Here is a 21,198-nt window from a genome sequence, read left to right on the forward strand (position 1 = left end):
GAACCTTATTCCGCCCGCAGGCTCTTCACCGGATTGGTCAGAGCGGCTTTGATCGACTGGAACGATACGGTTGCGAACGCAATAAGGATAGCGGCCAGCCCGGCCAGCACAAACATCCACCACGGCACGTCAATCTTATACGCAAAATCTTCCAGCCACTGGTTCATTCCGTACCAGGCAATGGGCGTCGCAATCAGAATGGCAATCAGGACCAGTTTTAAAAAGTCTTTCGACAGCAGCCCCACAATGCTGGTGGTGCTGGCCCCCAGCACTTTCCGGACGCCAATCTCCTTGGTGCGTTGCTCGGCCATGAAAGCCGCCAGCCCGAACAGGCCCAGGCAGGCAATCAGAATGGCCAGCACGGAAAACGTCAGCACGATCTGCCCGACGCGCTGTTCGGCGCGGTACATCGTATCGAAACTGTCTTCCAGAAACGCGTAATTGAACGGCATGCCCGGCGCCATTTGCCGCCATTTGGCTTCCACCTGTTTCACCAGACCCGGTATGTCCTGGCTGGTGAGCCGAAACGAAACCGCCCCCCGCGAAGGTTCCATGAAGAGCACCACCGAGCCAATGTTCTGCCGCAGTGATTCGAAATGGAAGTTTTTGACGACCCCAACCACCGTGTAGGTTTTGAAAACTTTGCCCTCATTATCCATCATCCGCATTACTCGCTTGCCGATCGGATCTTTAAAAGCAAAGAGTTTGGCCGCGGTTTCGTTCAGGATAATGGCCGAGGAGTCGGAGCCGAACGTCCGCGAAAAATTCCGGCCCTGCGCCAGTTCCATCCCCAGCGTCGGTATATAATCCGCATCGACGCCCCACTGCTGCGCCGAAACCGCCTTGCTTTGGTCCATCTGGCCTTCCGGAAACAACGCGCTATCGCTCCGGTCCGACGGAACGGGGAGGAAACTGGATAACGAGCCCGACGCGACGCCCGGCAATTTCAGCACTTCTTCCTTGAAAGCCTCCGCCTGGTTGCCCAGTGCATAAACCTCGTTGATGGTCAGGACCTGATCGCGCTTGAAACCGATTTTGGTGGTCTGGATAAAGTTGATCTGCCGGTAAACGACCATCGTACCAACAATCAGAATCACCGACATCATGAACTGGAACACCACCAGTCCGCTGCGCAAACCGGCGCTTTTCAGCCCCAGGTTGATCTTGCCTTTCAATACGCTGATGGGCCGGAACGACGACAGAAAAAAAGCCGGATAGCTCCCCGCCAGCAAACCGACCACCAGCGGCAGCGCCAGTAAAACCGGTAGAAATTTCGGAACGAACAAGCTGTTGATGTTCAGTGGCTTGGTCGAAATATCGTTAAAAAGGGGCAGCGCCAGCGCCACCAGAAACAAAGCCAGTCCCATCGCCAGAATCGCCATCAGCACCGATTCGGTCATGAACTGCCCGATCAGTTGCCGCTGCACCGATCCCAGCACTTTCCGGACGCCCACCTCTTTGGCCCGGTTGGCCGAGCGGGCCGTCGACAGGTTCATAAAATTGATGCAGGCAATGAGCAGAATAAAAACCGCCACGGCCGAGAAAATGTAGACGTACTGAATATCGCTGTTGGGAGCCAGTTCGATGTTCTGTTTGGAACGCAGGTGAATGTCGGTCATCGGCATCAGCCAGTAACTGATCCGGTTTCCGGAGTTGCGAAACTGCTCGATGGAGGTTCCAATGAAGGCAACCGCCTGCGGACCAACGTATTTCTGAATGATGGTTTCAAAGTTTTTATTAAACTCCCGGTAGTCAACCCCTTCTTTTAAGACAATGTAGGTCTGGTGGTTGTTGCTCAGCCAACGCCCCCAGTCGTACTGATCACTCCGCATACCGAGAAAAAAGTCGGTCCGGAAGTGCGAATTTGTGGGCATATCCTGCATGACACCCGTTACCCGGCAGGTCAGGTTGTTGTCGAACACCAGCGTTTGCCCGATTGGATTCTGGGTGCCAAAATGCCGTTGAGCCGCCGACTCACTGATCACGACGGTATTGGGTTCCACCAGCGCCTGTTTCGGATTTCCGGCCAGCAGCGGCAGCGTAAACACGTCGAACAGGGTCGAATCGGCGAAGAGGATGTCTTTTTCCCGCAGACTGTTCGGCTGGCCCGCCCGTTTGACGAGCCACGTTCCGCGCCCGTGCAGCCGCACAAAGTTCTCGACCTGCGGATAATCCTTCAGCAGAGTCGGCCCCATCGGATCGGGCGACACGGCCATGTGCATGTCGTTGCCGCCGAACATAATGTCGGAGTTGACCCGGTAAATCCGGTCGGCTTTTTCGTGAAACCGGTCGTAGCTCAGTTCGTCCGCGACGTAAAGTGTAATCAGCAGGCAGCAGGCCAGTCCCGTCGCCAGTCCGAAAATGTTGATAAACGTAAACCCACGTTGTTTGCGCAGGTTCCGCAGCGCGATTTTGAGGTAGTTGGTTAACATAGAATAAAGGATTAATGGAGGAAAGAAGAAAAGAGGAAGGGATAATGGCGTTGAAGCGTTCTCCTTTCTTCCTCTCTCCTTCCTCCTTTTATTCTGAACGCAGTGACTTCACCGGATTCGCATTGACGGTTTTAAAGACCTGGAGATTCACCGTAATCAGCGTAACCAGGACGGCGGCCACCCCCGCGACGACAAAGAGTATGGCGCTCTGGTCGGTGCGGTAGGCAAAACCGTCCAGCCAGCGGTTCATCAGGTACCAGGCCAGCGGTGACGCAATTACGAACGAAATCAACACCAGCTTGATAAATTCGCGGGACAGCAGATACAACAGCGACCCGGTTTCGGCGCCCAGCACCCGGCGAATTCCGATTTCTTTCCGGCGTTGCTCAGCCGTAAAGGCCGCCAGCCCGAACAAGCCCAGCACCGCAATGAACAACGCCAAAACCGTAAAGTGGCTGAACATCGTGGCAAACGCCTGTTCGCTGCGGTACAGCTTGCCAAAGTCCTCATCCAGAAACGTGTAGTCGTACGGCGTTTCCGGATTAATCCGCTTCCAGGTTTTTTCGATAAACGCCAGCGTTTCGGGCGCGTTAGCGGTGTTGATCTTGACGGCCAGCTGGTTGTTATTTCGGTTGTAAAGCATCATCAACGGTTCCACCTTGTGCCGAATGGTGGCAAAGTTGAAATCCTTGATCAGTCCCACGACCGTGTAGGTTGTCGCATCCGTCGGATTGGGGCCCGATGGCAACCGGATGATTTTTCCAATGGGCTCCTTCCAGTGGAGCAGTTTGGCCATCTCTTCGTTGATCAGCAGGGAGGAGGCAGAATCGGCGGGGAAATTAAGCGAGAAGTTACGCCCTTTCAGGACTTTCATGTCCATCGTCGGCACAAACGATTCGTCGACCGACATCGCGCTGGCAATGTAATTGGTCGTAGTCGGTTTTCCCTCCGGCACAAACGTTGTCCGGCCCAACTGCTGCCCCATCCGGTTGGTGGTCGTACCGGTGCCGAGTACGTTCGGATTCTGCTTTAATTCGGCCTGAAACGTCCGGGCACGATTTACCGCCAACGGCCCTTTGAACGGAATGGAAAGGATCTGTTCACGACTAAACCCCAGGTCTTTGTTTTGAATGTAGCGCATTTGCCGGAACACCAAGCCGGTCCCAACCATCAACGCAATGGAAATCGTAAACTGTACGACCACCAGCGACTGCCGCAGCCGGATGCCGCTGTCGGTATTTTTGAAGGCCCCTTTCAACACCGTAATCGGACGGAACTTCGACAGCACAAACGCCGGGTAGCTCCCGGCCACCACCCCAAGAAGGAACACAAACCCGATTATACCCAGCATCACCCCCGGGTTCAACAGTGATTCTAAACGGGCATTCCGCTGGTAGATACTATTCAGCAGCGGCAGCGCCAGTGCCGCCAGCGCGAAAGCCAGCAGCGCCGACACAACCGTCACCACCAGCGATTCGAGCAGATGCTGCCCGATCAGTTGCGACCGTACCGCCCCGGCCACTTTGCGCAAACCGACCTCCTTGGCCCGCCCGGTGGCGTGGGCCGTCACCAGATTCATGAAATTGACCGCAGCCAGCAACACCACCAGCAGCGCGATGGTCGCCAGGACGTAGAGGTTTGCCGCGTCGGTTTTGGCCGTATTGTGTTCAAACAGAATTTCGCCCGACCGCAAATGCACGTCGTTCAGGTATTGCAGGGTCGGGACAAAAAACGCGTAGCCCTGGTTTTTATCCGCGACCTGTTTTAGCTTTGGAATAATCGTATTCAGATCCCGCGGACGATCCAGCAGCAGGTAGCTGTAAACGCTGATGCCGTTGAAGGAATTCAGATACTGGGCGTAGCTGGTGTCACCCCGCGCCGGTACCATTGACCGCAGCATGTCAAATTGAAGGTGCGAATTGGTGGGCGGATCGGCCATAACGGCTTTGACGCGCAGATCCAGCGTTCCCGACCTGATGGATTTGCCCACCGGATTTTCGTTGCCAAAGAGCTTCTTCGCCAGGGTCTCGGTCAGAATGACGGTTTCCGGCTCGTCCAGAATGCCTTTCGACGGCCCGCTCAGCACCTTGTAGTCAAAAATCTCAAAGAAGGCGCTTTCGGTCCGAAACGTTCCTTCGGAGCTGATGAGCGTCTCTCCCACTTTCAGCGGCACTCGGCCCTGACTGGAAATCCGGACGCTGTTGACCACTTCGGGCAAATCCCGCGTGAGAGCCTGGGCCAAACCGGGGTAACTCACACCCACCCGTTTGCTCTTGACGCCCTCGGCCTGGTCGATGGTCAGCACCCGCACAATCCGGTCTTTCTTTTCGTTAAAACCGTCGTACGAAAAATCCTCGTACACAAACAGAGCGATCAGAATGCCAGCCGCCAGCCCGACGGCCAGCCCGGCAATTTTGATGACGGAATAAAACCGGTTTTTAGCCAGATTCCGCAGCGCGATTTTGAGGTAGTTTTTGAACATGAGCAGACGGTTTCATCGGCGTAATCCGGTTCAGACGTTTTTATTCACTCCGCAGTGATTTCACCGGATTGGCCACGGCGGCTTTTAAGGATTGGTAAATAACCGTCATCCAGCAGATGAGCAGCGTGAGCACGCAGGCCGCCACAAAAACGCCGATGCCAATGTCGGTTTTATACGGAAAATGCTGCAACCAGCGGTCCATCGAATACCACGCCACCGGAATAGCAATCGGAAACGAGAACAGCACCAGCTTCGTGAAATCCTTGGAAAGCAGCAGCACCACGCTCGAAATCGAAGCGCCCATGACCTTCCGGACGCCGATTTCCTTCACGCGCTGCTCGGTGGTAAACGTCGCCAGGCCAAACAGACCTAGACACGCAATCAGAATCGTCAGCCCCGAGAACGCCGTAAAAATCCGGCCCCGAAGCTCGTCAGCCCGGTAGGCCGACTCAAAATCCTGGTCCAGAAACGTGTATTCAAACAAGCGGTCGGGGTAGGTTTCCCGCCATTTTTTGCCGATAAACTCCAGCGTTTTGTCGGCGTTCTTCGCGTCAATTTTGATGTGCACCACCGCATTATTCGGACGGTACAACATAATCATCGGCTCAATGGGACTATACAGCGACTGCTGGTGAAAATCCTTCACCACGCCCACCACTTTCGCCGTCGGCGGAGCAGGCTGACCGGCCTGGGGCAACCCGCCGAGCAACACTTTTTTGCCGATGGGTTCTTTCCAGCCCATCCGCTTCACAGCCGCCTGGTTGATCAGAACGCCGTTCAGGGTATCGGCCGGAATGTCGGCGGAAAAATCACGGCCCGCAACCACCTTCATCCCCATTGTTTTCAGGTAATCGTGGTCGATTCCCATCGGTTTGAAACCCATTTCTTTCAGGCCGGCATTGGATTCGACCCCAAAAATGATCCGTCCGCCGATGTTGCTGGTGGGCGAGGAAGCCGTGCCCACGCTCCGGATGCTCGGGTTTGCCAGCAGAGCGCTTCGCAGGGCGTCGTAACGGGCTCGGGGCTGCCCGTTCTGGTAATCGACCGTCAGCACCTGTTCCCGGTTGTAGCCCAGGTCCTTGTTGCGCATGTAATTGAGTTGCTGGTAGACGATCCAGGTGCAGATGAGCATGATCAGCGAAATCGCAAACTGCGCCACCACCAGCGTTTTCCGGAAAAAGCTGCCTCCTTTGGCGTTGAACGAGCCCTTCAAAACCGTTGCGGGCTCAAACGAAGACAGGTAGAAAGCCGGGTAACTCCCGCTCACAAACCCGGTGAAAACGACAATGGACAGCGCAATCAGGAGAAATTGCGGCTGGAGCAATTCGCGGAACTGAATCGCTTTTCCCGAAACCGTGTTGAAAAACGGCAACAGCAACGCTACAAAGATCAGGCTGGCCGTCAGTGCCAGAACCGTCATCAAAACCGACTCGGTCAGGAACTGCGCCATCAGCGCGTTTCGGAGCGACCCCATCACTTTCCGCAAGCCCACTTCTTTGGCCCGTTTGGCCGAGCGGGCTGTCGACAGGTTCATGTAGTTGATGCTGGCAATCAGCAACATAAAAAACGCAACGGCACTAAAAATGTAGACGTAGCTGATGTCCCCCCCCGCTTCGCCGTCCATTTTGGAATGCAGGTGAATGTCGGTCAGCGGTTGGAGTTCGTAGGTAATTTTGATGCCCATCCGCTGAAAAATCGACGCCATGTGTTTGTCGTACAACTGCGGAAATTTGCTTTCCAGAATCTTCGTGTCAAATTTCTCGGGCAGCAGCAGGTAACTCACGATGTAAAAACCGCCCCAGCCGTTGGCCTGCCGCGCATCCGTGCTGAGCGAGAACAGGGCGTTGAAGGTGAAGTGCGAATTTTTCGGAACGTCTTCAAGCACCGCCGTTACTTTGTAGAACGTCGTGTCATTGGTTTGCAGCGACTGCCCCACCGCCGGACGGTTTCCGAAGAATTTTTGCGCCGTGGTCTGCGTCAGAACCACGCTGCCCGGCTGATCCAGCGCGGTTTTGGGATCTCCCTCCACGAACTTATAACTGAACACATCGAAAACCGTCGAGTCGGCGGCATAAACGTCGGTTTCGTAAAACCGCTTCTCGCCCTGCCGGAACATCACCCGACCGTTCGGAAAAAACCGGACGTAGTTTTCGACAAACGGATAATCCTGTTTCAGGGTTTTCACCAGCGGGGGCTGCGTGCTCACCCAGTGGTTGATTTTGTCCGGTTCGGTGATGTTCGAAACGATGCGGTAAATCCGGCTTCCCTTTTCGTGATACCGGTCGAAGCTCAGTTCATCGGTCACGTAGAGCAGCAGCAGCAGGCCACAGGTGACGCCAATGGTCAGGCCTAGAATATTGATCAGGCTGTAGAATTTATCCTTCAGCAGGTTTCGCCAGGCAATGGTCAGATAGTTTTTCAGCATAAAAAGAGTTGGAAGAGAGTAGGCCACCCATCTTCTTTCAATTTTCATGCCGCCCATATCAACTATCTGAACGACAGTATGTTAGCCAATAAATACGGTTTTCCCTGTACGGTTTCGGACAACTTGCTGTCCGCAGATGAACAGAAAAAAGGCGAAACAGGGCCGGGGTAGCCACCGGTAAAACCGCACTCCGACCGAGCCGCTTATTCCGTTCGTAAACTCTTCACCGGATTCATCAACGCGACTTTGATGGATTGAAAACTTACCGTCAGCAGGGTGATCAGCAATGCCCCCAAACCCGCTGCGCCAAACACCCACCACGACAGTTCGGTGCGGTATTCGTATTTCTGAAGCCAGGCAATCAGGAAATACGATGCGGTTGGTACGGCAATCGCAAAGGCCACCACCACCAACACCACAAACTCTTTCGACAGCAGACCCCACAGGTTGAGCACGGAAGCGCCCATCACTTTTCGCACCCCAATCTCCTTGGTGCGCTGTTCGGCGACGAACAAGGCCAGCCCAAACAGCCCCAGGCAGGAAATAAAAATGGCCAAAACCGCAAAGAGCGACGCCAGCCTGCCGATGCGTTCTTCGGCCCGGAACTTGGCGTCGTATTCGGCGTCGGCAAATTTGTAGTCAAAAGGCGCAGCGGGAATCAGCCGTTTGAAAACCGCTTCGATTTGGGGCAACGCAGCGCTGGCACTCACCGCCGGATTGATTTTGATGTTGATCCAGTTGGCCCCGCCAAACAAAATAAAAACCGTGGGTCGAATGGGTTCAAACGGCGATTCCATCACCATGTCTTTTACCACGCCGATCACCCGGAACGGCTTTTCGATGTTGTTGGTCATCCACTGGCTTTTCCAGCGGACGGTTTCGCCCACGGGATTCGGGAAACCCAAAAGCCGGGCGGCCGCTTCGTTGATGATAAAACCGCTGGAATCCGAGCTAAAATCCCGCGAGAAATTTCGTCCGGTCACGAACTGCCAGCCCACTGTTTTCGCGTATTCGGGCGTCACGGTCAGGGTGGCAAAATTTTCGTTCAGCCCGGCTTTCATGCCTTTCCAGCTAAAGCCTTCGTTGGTCGACCAAACGCCCGTAATCGGACTTTGGGATTCGGCCAGTTCAACGACGACGCCGGTAGCTTTCAATTCCGCCCGCAACCGATCCGCTTTCCCGGAAAAATCGCCGGTTTGCATCGGCATCATCAACAAACCCTCCCGCGAGTACCCAACCGGGCGGTTTTTGGCAAACTGAATCTGCTGATAAACGATCACCGTACCGATCATCAGCGTAATGGAAACCGTAAACTGCGTCACCACCAGCACCTTGCGCGGCAGCGACGCCAACCGGCCCGCCGAAAACCGCCCCAGTCCCGACCCTTTCAGAACCTTTACCGGTTGGAAGGAAGTCAGGTACAAAGCCGGGTAACTCCCCGCCAGCAGACCCGTCAGCCCAATAAACCCAAGACTCAACAACCAGAAGGAGCCATTGGCCCACGGAAACGTCATCTGCTTGGCGGCCAGATCGTTGAAGCCCGGTAAGAAAACCAGCGCGAGGACCAGCGCCAGCAGAAAAGACAGGAATGTCACCAACAGGGACTCACTGAAAAACTGCGCGATCAGTTGCCCGCGCAGCGAACCGATGGCTTTCCGGATGCCCACTTCTTTGGCCCGTTTTTCGGAGCGCGCCGTGCTCAGGTTCATGAAATTGATGCAGGCCAGCAGCAACACCACAAAACCGATCAGGCCCACGGTCCAGACATACGAAACCGGCCCCGTGTTGACCGAGCCATTTTTAAAACTGGAATACAAATGCCAGTCGCGCATGGGGTGCAGCCACATCTGCGGGTTGGTGGCCGCTTCTTCCTGCATGCCGTCCAGGTGCCGGATCACCTTGATTTCGGAATCTTTGATGCTCGCCGTAACCTGCTCAAAATTCGTTTCCGGCCGGATTTCGACGAAAATCCAGAGGGCGTGGTTGTCCCATTTTTTTGCTTTCATGTGCGGATTCGTCGCCAGAAAGTACGCCCAGGACGCCAGAAACTGGACCTCGTGAAACTGGGTGTTGTGCGGCAAATCTTCGTACACGCCGGTCACCTTCACCAGCAGGTCGGTATCGATTTTCACCGGTTTGCCCAGGGGGTCTGCATCCCCAAACAGCGCTTTGGCGGTCGATGCCGCCAGCAAAATCGATTGCGGGTCCTGCAAACCGGCCCGGCTGCCCCGCAGCATGTTCAGCGTGAACATTTCCGGCGCATCGGCGCTGATGTATTGCCCTTTTTTCGTCAGTTTGGTGTCGCCCGCCGTCAGCACGCAATCGCGGTTTTGCGACGAAACCACAATGCGCTTGAAGTGCCTTTTGTAGTTCGTTTCTAATTCATTAACGTACGGATAAGGCAGCGAACGAGACGTGTGCATTTCGCCGTTCCGGTGTTGATTCTGTAGAATCTGCGCAATGCGCGGGTAGTTCTGATGGTAGGTGTTGAACGACAACTCATCGTAAATCCAGAGCCCCACCAACAGCGCCACTGCCATTCCGACGGCCAGGCCGCCGATGTTGATGATCGAGTAAACCGGGTGTTTACTCAGGTTCCGGAAGGCGATTTTCAGGTAATTGCGTAGCATGGTGGTTGGGGCTGGAGAAGGAAACTCACCGGCTTTTCGTCTGATAACCGAGGGCCGTAGCATGCTCAGCACATCCCGAACATACCGGCGACGCGCTTTCGGTACTCCCAGCAATTCGATCCGCTGCCGAAAGAGTTCGTCCAGATCGCCCTCCAGTTCTTCGACCAGATGCGGGGCGCAAAACCAGTGAAGCAGGCGCGTTGCCCAGCGGGGAGGGGCGTTCATTATGAATTATGAATTATGAATTATGAATTATGAATTATGAATTATGAATTATGAATTATTACAAACAAACAGTTTATTATCAAGGACTTAATTAAATCGTTTATTCATTGTCAATTGTTCATCAGTAATTGCCCTAGAACCAGGCGGTGTTCGGAATGGCGCTCCACATCTGGTTGCGGAGTTGGCGGATTTCTTCCAGCGCCCGCCGGCCGGCGGTGGTCACGGCATAAAGCCGCTTCCGGCGTCCACCGCGCTCGGCCGTCATGCCGCCCATCTGGGAGTTGACCAGCCCTTTTTCCTGCAACCGGTTCAGCGCCGAATGCACCGCCCCCAAATTCACCGGACGATTCATCTGCTGCTCGATTTCGGTGACCACGGCGGCCCCGTAGGCGTCGCCCGCCCGGATCGCTACGGCCAGCAAAACAACCTCTTCAAATTCGCCTAAATAGGTTCCTTTCATTGGCTTCCATTAGTTATGTAAATGTATAACAAATGTCTTGCCAGAATCAAAAACCGGCCTATTCCGCCTAAAAAGAGCGTTTTTCTAAAACCGTATGGGTAGTTTCTGTCCACAAACGGACAGGAAACGTACGCTGCTGGACACGGTTTTTTATTTAAATCGAGGAGGCCAAAAAGGCGACAGGGAGAAGGCAGGAACGTGTGTCCTGACCTCCTCCCTGTCGCCCCTGTTTCTCTTCTGCCTCCTTATTCACTTCGCAAGCTCTTGACGGGATTCATCAACGCGGCTTTGATGCTTTGAAACGAAACCGTCAGGAAAGCAACCAGAATGGCCAGCCCGCCCGCGCAAACACCCACCACGACATGCCGACCCGGAACTCAAAGTTCTGCTGCCATTCGTCCATCGCATACCAGGCCACCGGCACGGCAATCAGCAGGGCCACCAGCACCGGTTTCAGAAAGTCTCTGGAAAGCAGCAGCACAATGCCCGCAACCGATGCGCCCAGCACCTTCCGAACGCCAATCTCCTTCGTGCGCTGCTCCGCCGTAAAAGCCGCTAAGCCGAACAGGCCCAGACAGGCAATCAGAATCGCTAAAACCGTGGCCGTGGCAATCAGTTTCCCCGTGCGGGTTTCGGCTTGGTAAGCCTGAGCCAGCGTCTCGTCCAGGAAATCGTACTCGAACACCTGGTCGGGATACGTGGCCGTCCAGGCCTTTTCAATGTCCGACAAAGCTGCTTGCAGGGATTCCGTAGTCGGTTTTTCGGCCTGGAGTTTGATCCCCGCCTGATAAAAATGCTTGGGGACGACCTGAACCAGGGTTGGATCGATTTTCTGGTGCAGCGAATTGACGTTAAAGTTCTTCACCACCCCGACAATGGTGGCAAACTCCTGTCCATCGCCGTAATACACCTGCCGGCCAATGGCATCTGCCGGTCGGCCAATGCCCATACGACTGAGAAACACCTCGTTGGCGATCACTTTGGAAACCGCCGAATCGCGCTCCTTCAGGCCCTCGCCCGCCAGCAGGTGGATGCCGTAGGTGCTCAGGTAATGGGCGTCGCCCATTTTCAGCTGCGTCTTGATGTCGGTGACTTTCGCGCCGTTCCGGTACTGCATGTTCTGCATCCAGTTGCTTTCCGCCGATGCGCTGTTGAACGAAAAACTAACCTCCCGGATCTGCGTCGACTGTCCCAGCCGATTCCGCAGCTCGCCCAGTTTGGCCGGACTGTTGTCGGGTAATCCGACGGTAACCAGAGCCTCTTTATTGAAGCCCAACTCGGCATTCTGGAAAAACCGCAATTGCTGATTGATCAATAATGAACTGCTGATGAGCACCAGCGAAACCGCAAACTGCACCACCACCAGCCCCTGTCGCAGCGAAACGGTTTGCCGCCCCTGCGGCATTTTATGGTTTTTCAACGCCCAGATCGGCGCCATTCCCGACAAGCGGAACGCCGGATACAAACCAGCCAGCAAAGCCGTCAAGGCAAACAGCGCCACCAGAAACAAGGCGGTTTTTCCGGAAAACAGATCCGCCGAACGCAGCGGAATGCCGAGCGTATCAACCACCAGGGGCAGCCCCAACCACGCCATCAGCACCGACAAAGCCACCGCTGCGAACGTAATCAGACCGGCTTCGGTCAGAAACTGGTACACCAGCGACCAGCGATTGCTCCCCACGGCTTTGCGGATGCCTACCTCCCGGGCTCGTTTAAAGGCTTGGGCGGTGGTCAGGTTGATGAAATTGATGCACCCGATCAGCAGCACGCACAGACCGATGAGTGACAGAATATTGAGCAGTTTGCGATTGGCCGTCCGACCGCCCATGTTGGCCGAATAATGGACTTCGGCCAGCGGGTTGAGCGCAAATTGCTGGTCCTGGGCGTGTTCGGCACCGCGGTATTTGGCCAGGATGGCCGCCGAGCGCCCGGTGACCTGTTCCGGTTTTGCACCTTTTCTGAGGAGAACAAAGACCTGGAAATTGTCATTCCAGCCGTTCCACTGGTTCAGGTTGTAGTCGAGATTGGTGTTCCTGATGGTTGGGAACGAAACCAGAATGTCGAACGGAAAACTGGTGGTGGTCGGGTAATCTTCCAGCACCCCGACCACCTGCAAATCCTGTTTGTTGTCGAGCCGCAGGACCCTGCCAACCGCTTCGGCGGTGCCAAAATACTTCCCGGCCTGGGTGCGGGTCAGCACCACGGTATTGGGTTGCGACAACGCCGTCCGGGCGTCGCCCGCCAGCCAGCGGTAATCCAGCAAGCGGAGCAGTTCATTGCCGGCAAAGACCAGCGGCTCTTTAAACCGCTTTCCGGCCGAGGGCACGGACAGCGTGCTGCCGCCCACCTTCAGCAACGGAACGACCAGCTCGACTTCGGGCACTTCATTCCGGAAGGCAACCGCCGTCCCGGTGTAGGTGCCCGGGTATTGGTGCCCTTCTTTCAGGTTGTGATTTTCGACCCGGTAAATCCGGTCGCCGTTGGACTGGTTCTGGTCGTAGCCGGTTTCGTGCCGGATCACCAGAAAAATGACCAGGGCGGCCGTCAGGCCCAACACCAGCCCCAGCAGATTGATCGTACTAAACGCAAGGTTGCGGCTCAGGTTCCGCCAGGCGATTTTGACATAATTCCGGATCATAACAGGACGCAGAAAAGAAGGTGACGAAGGTGGATTCGATGGGGCAAAAGGCCGCAGCAATTTCAAAACACTCAGGGCATACCGCCGGCGGGCCCGCCGTTCCCCACGGTTTCCACCCAGTAGGCATACAGTTCCAGCAGGTCACCCTGCACCTCTTCCAGCGCATCGGGATGACCAAAGACTTCAAGCAGCCAGACGGCCCAGCGGGGAGGGGTTTTCATAAGAGGAATGAGTTATGAATGATGAATGATGAGGGTCAGGTGAGAGCGGTTTTTCTTGATCATGAATGGACGCGTCTATTTTTCAACTCATCACTCTTAATTCTTAACTCATCATTCCGAACGTAGCGAGCGAACCGGGTTCATGAGGGCAGATTGGATGGATTGCAGCGCAACCGTCAGCAGGGCAACGGCGAGAATAACGATACCGGCCAGCACAAAGATCCACCACTGAATATCGACTTTGTACGCAAAACCCTGCAACCATTGGTCCGTTGCATACCAGGTAAGCGGGGAAGCGATGAGAATACCGAGCAGCACCAGTTTCAGGAAACTTCCCGCCAGCATGGACACCAGACTGCCGACCGAAGCGCCCAGCACTTTCCGGATGCCGATTTCCTTCGTCCGGATTTTGGATTCATGCGCCACCACGCCAAACAGACCCAGACACGAAATCACGATCGCCAGACCGGCAAATACGTTCAGAATCTGACTCATGCGGTCCTCCTTGCTGTATAAAGCCGCCACGCGCTCGTCCAGAAAACTATATTGAAACAAGGTGTTGGGAGCCAGTTTTTCGACGGTGTTTTTCAGGAAAGCAATCGTTTCCTGCGGATCTCCGGCTTTGATTTTGACCAGCAGATTCCCAGACCATTTCGGCCGGTATTCCAGCACCAGCGGCTCGACCTGGTTGTGAAGCGAGGCAAAATTATAGTCGCGAATCACGCCGATAATCTTGCCCTGCAGGTGCATGGCGTGGTTTACGACAATCTCGCCCACCGGATTTTTCAGGCCCAGCAGCCGGGCGGTTTTTTCGTTGATGATAAACGAGGCCGAGTCGTTGAACTGCCGCGAAAAATTGCGGCCCTCCTTCAGTTTGATCCGCAACACGTTCAGGTAATCTTCATCGACCCGCGACACTTTGACGGGCGGATACTCGCTCCCGGCGGGCGGATTCAGCGGTGTTACCGTCTCAACGCTCAAATCGTCCCCAATCAGGTTCGACGACTGCCCAACGGCCAGAATGGATGAGTGTTGCAGCAGTTCGTTTTTGAAAAGAGCCGGATTCAGCAACAGTTTTTCCCGTAGATTCCCGTACAGTTTAACCGTCAGCACCTGCTCTTTGTCAAAACCGAGTTGCTGATTGCGGAGCAACTTCATCTGTTGCGCAATCAGAACGGTTGAGATAATCAGGAAAGCCGACACCACAAACTGAACCACAATCAGGCTTTTGCGCAGTACGTTGGCCGAGGATTTGGGCAGTTTATCCGCCTTCAGGGACGTGATGGGTTCAAACCGGGCGATAAAAAGCGACGGAAACAAGCCGGCCAACAAGCCGACAAAAAGCACGATCAGGCCGATCGTCAGCAGATTTTCCGGGCGCAGGATTTCCCACCCGGCGACCTGCCGGCCCGCGATGCTGTTGTAAAAAGGCAGCGCCAGTTCGTAAATCACCACCGCCACCAGACTGGCCAGCAAGGTCAGAATGAACGCTTCGCCCAGAAACTGGCCGATCACCTGCGTTTTCCGCGCACCCAGCACCTTCCGCATGCCCACTTCCTTGGCCCGCTTCAGCGCCTGGGTTGTAAACAGGTTAATGAAGTTGACGCAGGCAATGATCAGAATCAGCACTTCGACCGCCAGAAAAATATAAACGTACAGAATGTTGCTGTTCGGGCCCATTTCCTGAATCAGATTCGACTTCAGGTGGATGTCGGTCAGCGGCTGAAACCGCGCGGTGGCCGCAAACGCCATTTTGTCCTTCCGATCCGCTTCGGTCGTGGGCGCATAATACTTCAGATAAAAATCGGGCAGTCGTTTTTCGGCTTTGGCCACGGCGGTTTTATCCCGAAACAAGACGTACGTCCAGCCAAACATCCAGCCTTTGTTGTTTTTGAGGTCTTCCGGTACGGAATTGTTGAAAGTAGGCATCGACACTAGGTAGTCGAATTTCAGGTGCGTATTGTGGGGCAAATCCTCGATGACGGCCCGGACAAACAATTCCTCCTTGTTGTCGAAAATCAGCTTGCGACCGAGCGGGTCGCGTTGCCCGAAAAACCGGGTCGCCATGCTCCGCGAAATCACCATCGAGCCCGGTTCGGTCAACGCCCGGACCGGATCGCCCACTACCGGTTTCAGGCTAAAAATTGGCACTGCCGTCGAGTCCGCGAAAAAACCGGTGCTTTCACCCTGCTGATTAAACGCCGAGCTGACCACCTGCGTACCCCGGCCCACAAACCGTACGATGTGCTCGATGTCCGGAAAAAAAGCTTTCATTTCGCCCGCCAGCGGGGGCTGCGACTTCGACCATTCCGTCGTTGCGGCTCGGTAAATCCGCTCATGATTCGGAAAATCCTTTTCGTAACTCAGTTCTTCTTTAATGTGCAGCGTCAGCAACAGCCCGCACGAAATGCCCAAGGCAAGGCCCACCAGGTTGAACACACTGTACACCCGCTGTTTGAGCAGGTTGCGAATGGCGATTTTGAAATAATTCCGAATCATAGCAGGACCAAACAGGAAGGGTTGAGAATAGTCACTTGATGCTTTTCGCCGGGCCAGGGGCCGCAGCAATTTCAAAACACTCAGGGCATACCGCCAGCAGGCCCGCCGTTCCCCCACGGTTTCCACCCAGTAGGCATACAATTCCAGCAGGTCGCCCTGCACTTCTTCCACAGAATCCGGATGCCCGAACGTTTCCAGCAGCCAGACGGCCCAGCGGGGAGGGGTTTTCATAAGGAGGAATGATGAGGGGGCCGCCCGACCGGTTAAAGGATATTAGGCGACCGGTTTTTCAATGCTGGATGGGTCCGACGTTTAATTCACCACTTATCATTCCGTACGCTTAACCGCCCGGGCGGCCTCCGTCGTCATTCGGACCGCAGGGACTTCACCGGATTTACGAGTGCGGCTTTGATGCTTTGGAACGAAACCGTCAGCAGGGTGACGAGCAGCGCGCCGGCCCCCGAAATGGCAAACACCCACCACGAAATCTCGGAACGGTACTCGTATTTTTGCAGCCAGTTGCTCATGAAATACCAGGCCGCCGGCGTTGCGATGCAGAAGGCGATGATAACCAGCAGCACAAAATCCTTCGACAACAGGCTCCACAGGTCCAGCACGCTGGCACCCAGCACTTTCCGAACACCAATTTCCTTGGTGCGCTGCTCGGCCATGAAGGAAGCTAAGCCAAACAGCCCCAGGCAACTGATGAAAATCGCCAGGCCCGCAAAGAAGGTGGCCAGCTTGCCGATGCGCTCCTCGTGGGCGAATTTTTTCCCGAACTCCACGTCCGCAAACTGGTATTCGAACGGCGCCGACGGAATGTATTTTTTGAAAGCCGCTTCGATGGTGGTCAGGCATTCATTGGCGCTTTTATCCGGATTCATTTTCAGGGTGATCCAGTTTACATTGTCGTAATTCATCAGGTAAATCGTCTGCTTGACGGGTTCATACGGCGACTGCATCAGCATGTCTTTGATGACGCCAATCACCTTAAATTCGCCCATGTCCTTGCCTTCGCCCCAGCGAACGATGCTGCCGACCGGGTTTTTGATCCCCATGAATTTCACTGCGGCTTCGTTCAGCACAATGGAAGCCGAGTCCGACGAGAACTCCCGCGAAAAATCCCGGCCCTCCTTAAACTGCCAGCCTACGGTTTTGCCAAATTCGTGCGTCACCCAGATCGTTGCAAAGTCGGTGTCCAGGTTCGGGTCTTTGCCCGGCCAGTGAAAACCGCCGTTGTTCGACCAGACATTGGTCAACGGACTCGACGATTCGGCCAGTTCCTGAATGGCCCCCGCCTTTTTGAGGTCCGAGCGGAGAACCTCAAACTTGCCGTAAAAATCCGGCGACTTCATCTGAATCATCACCAACCCGTCGCGGTTGTAGCCAATGGGGCGGTTTTTGGAATACTGAATCTGGTTGTAAACAATGATCGTTCCGATGATCAGCGTGAGCGAAACCGTAAACTGCACCACCACCAGCACCTTGCGGGGCAGCGAGGCAAACCGCCCGGCTTTGAAGGTTCCCTTCAGAACCTTGACCGGCTGAAACGACGACAGATACAGCGCGGGGTAGCTCCCGGCCACAAAACCGGTAAAGAGCGTAAACCCGATGCCAAACAGCCAGAACAGCGGATTTCCCCACAACATCACGATTTGTTTGTCGGCCACCTGATTAAACCAGGGCAGAATCAACAGCACCAGCAGCAACGCCAGCCCAAACGCGCAGCCCACCACCAGCAGTGACTCGTTAAAAAACTGGCTGATCAACTGGCTGCGGACCGAGCCCACGGCTTTCCGGATGCCCACTTCTTTGGCCCGTTTTTCCGACCGCGCCGTGCTCAGGTTCATGAAGTTGATGCAGGCCAGCAGCAGCACAAACACCCCAATGAAACCGAATAGCCAGATGTATTCGATCATCCCGCCGGTTTTGACGCCGTTGTCCCAACTCGAGCGCAAGCGCCAGTCCCGCATCGGGTGCAGAAATATTTCCGCTTTGTATTTTTTTTCTTCGGGCGCCACGTTGTTTTGTTTGGCGTTCCGAATGTTTTTATCGACCAGCGCAAAATCCGCCTTATCGGCAATCTGGACGAAAACCTGGAATGAATTATTGCCCCACTGCTGCTCGTCGCGGGCGTGTTTGATCCAGTTTTCCGACGAAACATACAACTCCCAGGGAGCAATGAAAGACAGGTCGTGAAACTGTGCGTTGTGCGGGATGTCTTTATAAACCCCGGTGACCCGGGCATCCATTTTGTTGTCAATTTTAAGCAGTTGATTCAGGGCATCGCGCTCGCCGAAAAGCGCCTTCGCGGTCGATTCAGCCAGCAAGATGGAGTTGGGTTCGTTCAGTCCCTCGTGGGAGCCTTTCACCATTTCCAGCGTGAGCAGCCGGGGCGCAGCCACGTCCATGAAAGCGCCCGGTTGGGAAATTTTCTTTTCCCCCAGCGTCAGGAAGTGTTCGCCCTCCCACGAAGACATCACCACGTACTTGAAATTGCTGCCATACCGGGTTTGCAGTTCTTTGCCCATTGGAAACGGCATGGCGGTTCCGGAATAAATTTTTCCGTTGACCGTCTGGTGCTGCATCACCTGCGCCACCCGTTCGTAACTCTTGTGGTATTTGTTGTACGATAGTTCGTCGTGGATCCACAGACCAATGAGCATGGCCACCGCCATCCCGACGGCCAGCCCCGTAATGTTAATGGCCGAATACCCTTTGTATTTGACAAGGTTCCGCAGGGCGATTTTAAAGTAATTCCGGATCATAGTAGCACCTAGAAAAGAAGGGGTTGAATAGTACTCGGTTGTTCGTTTGGCAAAAGGTCGCACCAGTTTCAGGGCATTCAGGCCATACCGCCAGCGGGCCTGCCGCTCCCCCACGGTTTCGGCCCAGTAGGCATACAGCTCCAGCAAGTCGCCCTGCACTTCTTCCACAGAATCCGGATGCCCGAAGGCTTCCAGCAGCCAGACGGCCCAGCGGGGAGGGCGGTTTTTCATAAGGAACAGGGAATAATAAACAATGAATAAGCGCGTCTTCGAATGCAGAATGAGGAGTTCATAATCGGATCCATCCTTGTTAAGTAGTCGTTTCTTCTTGTTGATTACGAATCACCCTCCCATCAATTGCAAAGTTTGCGGGGGAAGCGCATCCCACAACTGCTCCCGGATCGTTTTCACTTCCACCAGGGCTTTCCGACCGGCGGCCGTGACCGTAAAAAACCGCTTCCGGCGACCACCGCGCTCGGCCGTGGCCCCGCTCATTTTCGACGACAGATAGCCTTTTTCTTCCAGCCGTTGCAGCGTGGTGTGCACGGTGCTGAAGCCCACCGCCCGCCCGGTTTTCTGCTCGATCTCCTGCGTAACCGTTACCCCGTACGCGCTCTCGCCCAGCACGGCAACCGTTAACAAAACGACCTCTTCAAACTCGCCCAAAAAAGCCCTTTTCATGCTGCCCTGATTTTATACGATAATGCCGAACAAATGCAGTGCCAGCCCGTAGAAAAGGGCCTGATTACGGTTCAAATGCGGTTTTTTGAAAATAAACGAAAGCGAAACTGTCCAGAATCGGACATAAACTGTCCGCAAAACGGACACTGCGGAGGAATGACCATCGGGCGGTATTTTGGCAGCCGGCAAATGGTTATCTTTGCGGTATGGCCTACCGGTTTTTCACGATTGATCCACGGCTGAAGCCCTTCGTCAAAGCCATTTGCGCGCTGGAAACGGACGCGCCGGCGGTGCTGCCTCCGCCAATTCGGGTGTTGCCCGATACCTGCGTGGAGCTTTTCGTCAATTTTTGCGAGCCCCAGCGCGTGGTTTCGGCGAATGGCCGGGCGGCTTCGTCCGGTCGGAGCTTCATCACCGCCCGCCTGAATCACTTCATGGATGTCTGGACAGCGGGGCCGGTGCGGTTCGTGTCGGTCTGCTTCGCGGAAGGCCAGGCCTACCGGTTTTTTCCGGTGCCCATGCACAACCTCGCCAACCAGCTCATCGATCTGGGCGAGTTGTGGGAAGACTGGAACCACCCGATGCAGGAACGCGTCGAAACGGCCCCAACCGCCGATCAGCGGGTGCACCTGATTCAGCAGCACCTGATTGCGCAGCTTCAGCACCTCAACAGCCGCGATCCGGGGGTTGATTTTTGCCTGCGCCAGATCCGGCAGGCGCAGGGCCTGCTTTCGGTGGAAACCCTGGCCGACCGCACCGGCCTCAGCAGCCGGCAACTGATCCGGCGGTTCAATCAGCGCATTGGACTGTCCCCCAAAGAATTTGCCCGCATGACGGTTTTTCTGAATGCCCTGAAACACGTCAAAAAACACCCCCGCCTGAGCCTGACCGAAATTGCCCACGAAAGCGGTTACTACGACCAGTCTCACTTCATTCACGCCTGTCGCGATTACACCGGCCTGACGCCGAGCCAACTGCTGGCCAGTAATCACGTTCTGTGCTGATGTCCGATTTCTACAATTATGCCGGTTTTTCCCTTCGCAATTTTGGGTCCTGAATGGGTTGAGGTGGTTGGAATGGTTAAATGATTTTATAATTTATTCAGCCATTTCTAACCATCCAGCCATTTCAACCATCCAAACCATTTTTAACCATGCGCAAGGTAATTTTATGCGTGGCCGTCAGTCTCGACGGCTACATCGAAGGGCCCAATGGCGAGTATGACTGGTGTTTTACCGATCAGGATTATGGCTTGACAGCTTTTCTGGAGCGAATCGATGCCCTGTTCGTCGGGCGGAAAAGCTACACTGTCCTGAACAGCCCGAACGAGCTGGCCGGCAGCAATCCGTTTGCGGCCTACAAAAAATACGTTTTTTCAACGACTCTGAAGGAAGTTGGCGACAACGAAGAACTCATTCGTGGCGATCTCAAAACGCAGGTGACCGCCCTCAAAAATCAACCCGGCAAAGATATCTGGCTTTTCGGCGGGGCCGACCTCACGAACGCCCTTTTGAACGAAGGGCTGGTTGATGAACTCTTTCTGGCCGTTCACCCGCTGGTGCTGGGCGCGGGTAAACCCTTGTTCGCCAATCTCAAAAACCGCATCAACCTGAGCCTGCTGGAAACAAAACCGTACGAAACCGGGCTGGTCTCGCTAACCTACCGCGTGGGGAGTGGTGAGTGATAAACGATGAGCGATGAATGATGGACGATGAATGAATTGGCTGACGCATTCAT

General features: G+C 54.9%; 12 protein-coding genes. 2 read left to right on the forward strand and 10 right to left on the reverse strand.

Annotation, left to right across the window (positions count from 1 at the left end; genetic code table 11):
• Window positions 1-5: 5 nt before the first annotated feature.
• From ACYVHX_RS03395 to ACYVHX_RS03440, 10 genes are all read right to left on the reverse strand, one after another.
• A complete protein-coding gene (locus ACYVHX_RS03395) occupies window positions 6-2,432 on the reverse strand; it encodes an ABC transporter permease (protein ID WP_460670183.1) in 2,427 nt (808 codons plus the stop codon).
• A gap of 88 nt (window positions 2,433-2,520) precedes the next feature.
• Window positions 2,521-4,914 carry an ABC transporter permease gene (locus ACYVHX_RS03400; protein WP_460670184.1) on the reverse strand — a complete coding sequence of 798 codons (2,394 nt, stop codon included), beginning with the start codon at window positions 4,912-4,914 and terminating at the stop codon, window positions 2,521-2,523.
• Window positions 4,915-4,954: 40 nt separating this feature from the next.
• The gene (locus ACYVHX_RS03405) at window positions 4,955-7,339 is read right to left on the reverse strand and encodes an ABC transporter permease (RefSeq protein WP_460670185.1); all 2,385 of its coding nucleotides are present in this window, start codon (window positions 7,337-7,339) and stop codon (window positions 4,955-4,957) included.
• A gap of 203 nt (window positions 7,340-7,542) precedes the next feature.
• Complete coding sequence (locus ACYVHX_RS03410) at window positions 7,543-10,194, reverse strand: ABC transporter permease (RefSeq protein WP_460670186.1); 2,652 nt, start codon at window positions 10,192-10,194, stop codon at window positions 7,543-7,545.
• Between the two features lie 133 nt (window positions 10,195-10,327).
• A complete protein-coding gene (locus ACYVHX_RS03415; protein WP_460670187.1) occupies window positions 10,328-10,654 on the reverse strand; it encodes a PadR family transcriptional regulator in 327 nt (108 codons plus the stop codon).
• Window positions 10,655-10,964: 310 nt separating this feature from the next.
• Complete coding sequence (locus ACYVHX_RS03420; RefSeq protein WP_460670188.1) at window positions 10,965-13,292, reverse strand: ABC transporter permease; 2,328 nt, start codon at window positions 13,290-13,292, stop codon at window positions 10,965-10,967.
• Between the two features lie 71 nt (window positions 13,293-13,363).
• Window positions 13,364-13,513, reverse strand: a complete 150-nt coding sequence (locus ACYVHX_RS03425; RefSeq protein WP_460670189.1) for a permease prefix domain 2-containing transporter — start codon at window positions 13,511-13,513, stop codon at window positions 13,364-13,366.
• Between the two features lie 111 nt (window positions 13,514-13,624).
• A complete protein-coding gene (locus ACYVHX_RS03430; protein WP_460670190.1) occupies window positions 13,625-16,243 on the reverse strand; it encodes an FtsX-like permease family protein in 2,619 nt (872 codons plus the stop codon).
• Between the two features lie 134 nt (window positions 16,244-16,377).
• Window positions 16,378-19,011 (reverse strand): ABC transporter permease, encoded by a 2,634-nt coding sequence (locus ACYVHX_RS03435; protein ID WP_460670191.1) that lies wholly within the window; start codon window positions 19,009-19,011, stop codon window positions 16,378-16,380.
• Window positions 19,012-19,122: 111 nt separating this feature from the next.
• Window positions 19,123-19,461, reverse strand: a complete 339-nt coding sequence (locus tag ACYVHX_RS03440) for a PadR family transcriptional regulator (RefSeq protein WP_460670192.1) — start codon at window positions 19,459-19,461, stop codon at window positions 19,123-19,125.
• A gap of 206 nt (window positions 19,462-19,667) precedes the next feature.
• Between ACYVHX_RS03440 and ACYVHX_RS03445 the strand changes: the two genes are divergently transcribed.
• Both ACYVHX_RS03445 and ACYVHX_RS03450 read left to right on the forward strand, forming a co-directional pair.
• On the forward strand, window positions 19,668-20,465 hold the full coding sequence (locus tag ACYVHX_RS03445) for a helix-turn-helix domain-containing protein (RefSeq protein ID WP_460670193.1): 798 nt from the start codon (window positions 19,668-19,670) through the stop codon (window positions 20,463-20,465).
• Window positions 20,466-20,614: 149 nt separating this feature from the next.
• Complete coding sequence (locus ACYVHX_RS03450) at window positions 20,615-21,145, forward strand: dihydrofolate reductase family protein (RefSeq protein ID WP_460670194.1); 531 nt, start codon at window positions 20,615-20,617, stop codon at window positions 21,143-21,145.
• Window positions 21,146-21,198 lie beyond the last annotated feature (53 nt).

Source organism: Larkinella ripae (genome assembly GCF_054780775.1).

Excerpts from the sequence above, each read along its gene's own strand:
- ACYVHX_RS03405 (WP_460670185.1), bottom strand. The coding sequence starts at position 7,339 with ATGCTGAAAAACTATCTGACCATTGCCTGGCGAAACCTGCTGAAGGAT.
- ACYVHX_RS03450 (WP_460670194.1), top strand. The coding sequence starts at position 20,615 with ATGCGCAAGGTAATTTTATGCGTGGCCGTCAGTCTCGACGGCTACATC.
- ACYVHX_RS03430 (WP_460670190.1), bottom strand. The coding sequence starts at position 16,243 with ATGAAAACCCCTCCCCGCTGGGCCGTCTGGCTGCTGGAAACGTTCGGG.
- ACYVHX_RS03425 (WP_460670189.1), bottom strand. The coding sequence starts at position 13,513 with ATGAAAACCCCTCCCCGCTGGGCCGTCTGGCTGCTTGAAGTCTTTGGT.
- ACYVHX_RS03410 (WP_460670186.1), bottom strand. The coding sequence starts at position 10,194 with ATGAACGCCCCTCCCCGCTGGGCAACGCGCCTGCTTCACTGGTTTTGC.
- ACYVHX_RS03445 (WP_460670193.1), top strand. The coding sequence starts at position 19,668 with ATGGCCTACCGGTTTTTCACGATTGATCCACGGCTGAAGCCCTTCGTC.
- ACYVHX_RS03400 (WP_460670184.1), bottom strand. The coding sequence starts at position 4,914 with ATGTTCAAAAACTACCTCAAAATCGCGCTGCGGAATCTGGCTAAAAAC.
- ACYVHX_RS03420 (WP_460670188.1), bottom strand. The coding sequence starts at position 13,292 with ATGATCCGGAATTATGTCAAAATCGCCTGGCGGAACCTGAGCCGCAAC.
- ACYVHX_RS03440 (WP_460670192.1), bottom strand. The coding sequence starts at position 19,461 with ATGAAAAGGGCTTTTTTGGGCGAGTTTGAAGAGGTCGTTTTGTTAACG.
- ACYVHX_RS03395 (WP_460670183.1), bottom strand. The coding sequence starts at position 2,432 with ATGTTAACCAACTACCTCAAAATCGCGCTGCGGAACCTGCGCAAACAA.
- ACYVHX_RS03435 (WP_460670191.1), bottom strand. The coding sequence starts at position 19,011 with ATGAAAAACCGCCCTCCCCGCTGGGCCGTCTGGCTGCTGGAAGCCTTC.
- ACYVHX_RS03415 (WP_460670187.1), bottom strand. The coding sequence starts at position 10,654 with ATGAAAGGAACCTATTTAGGCGAATTTGAAGAGGTTGTTTTGCTGGCC.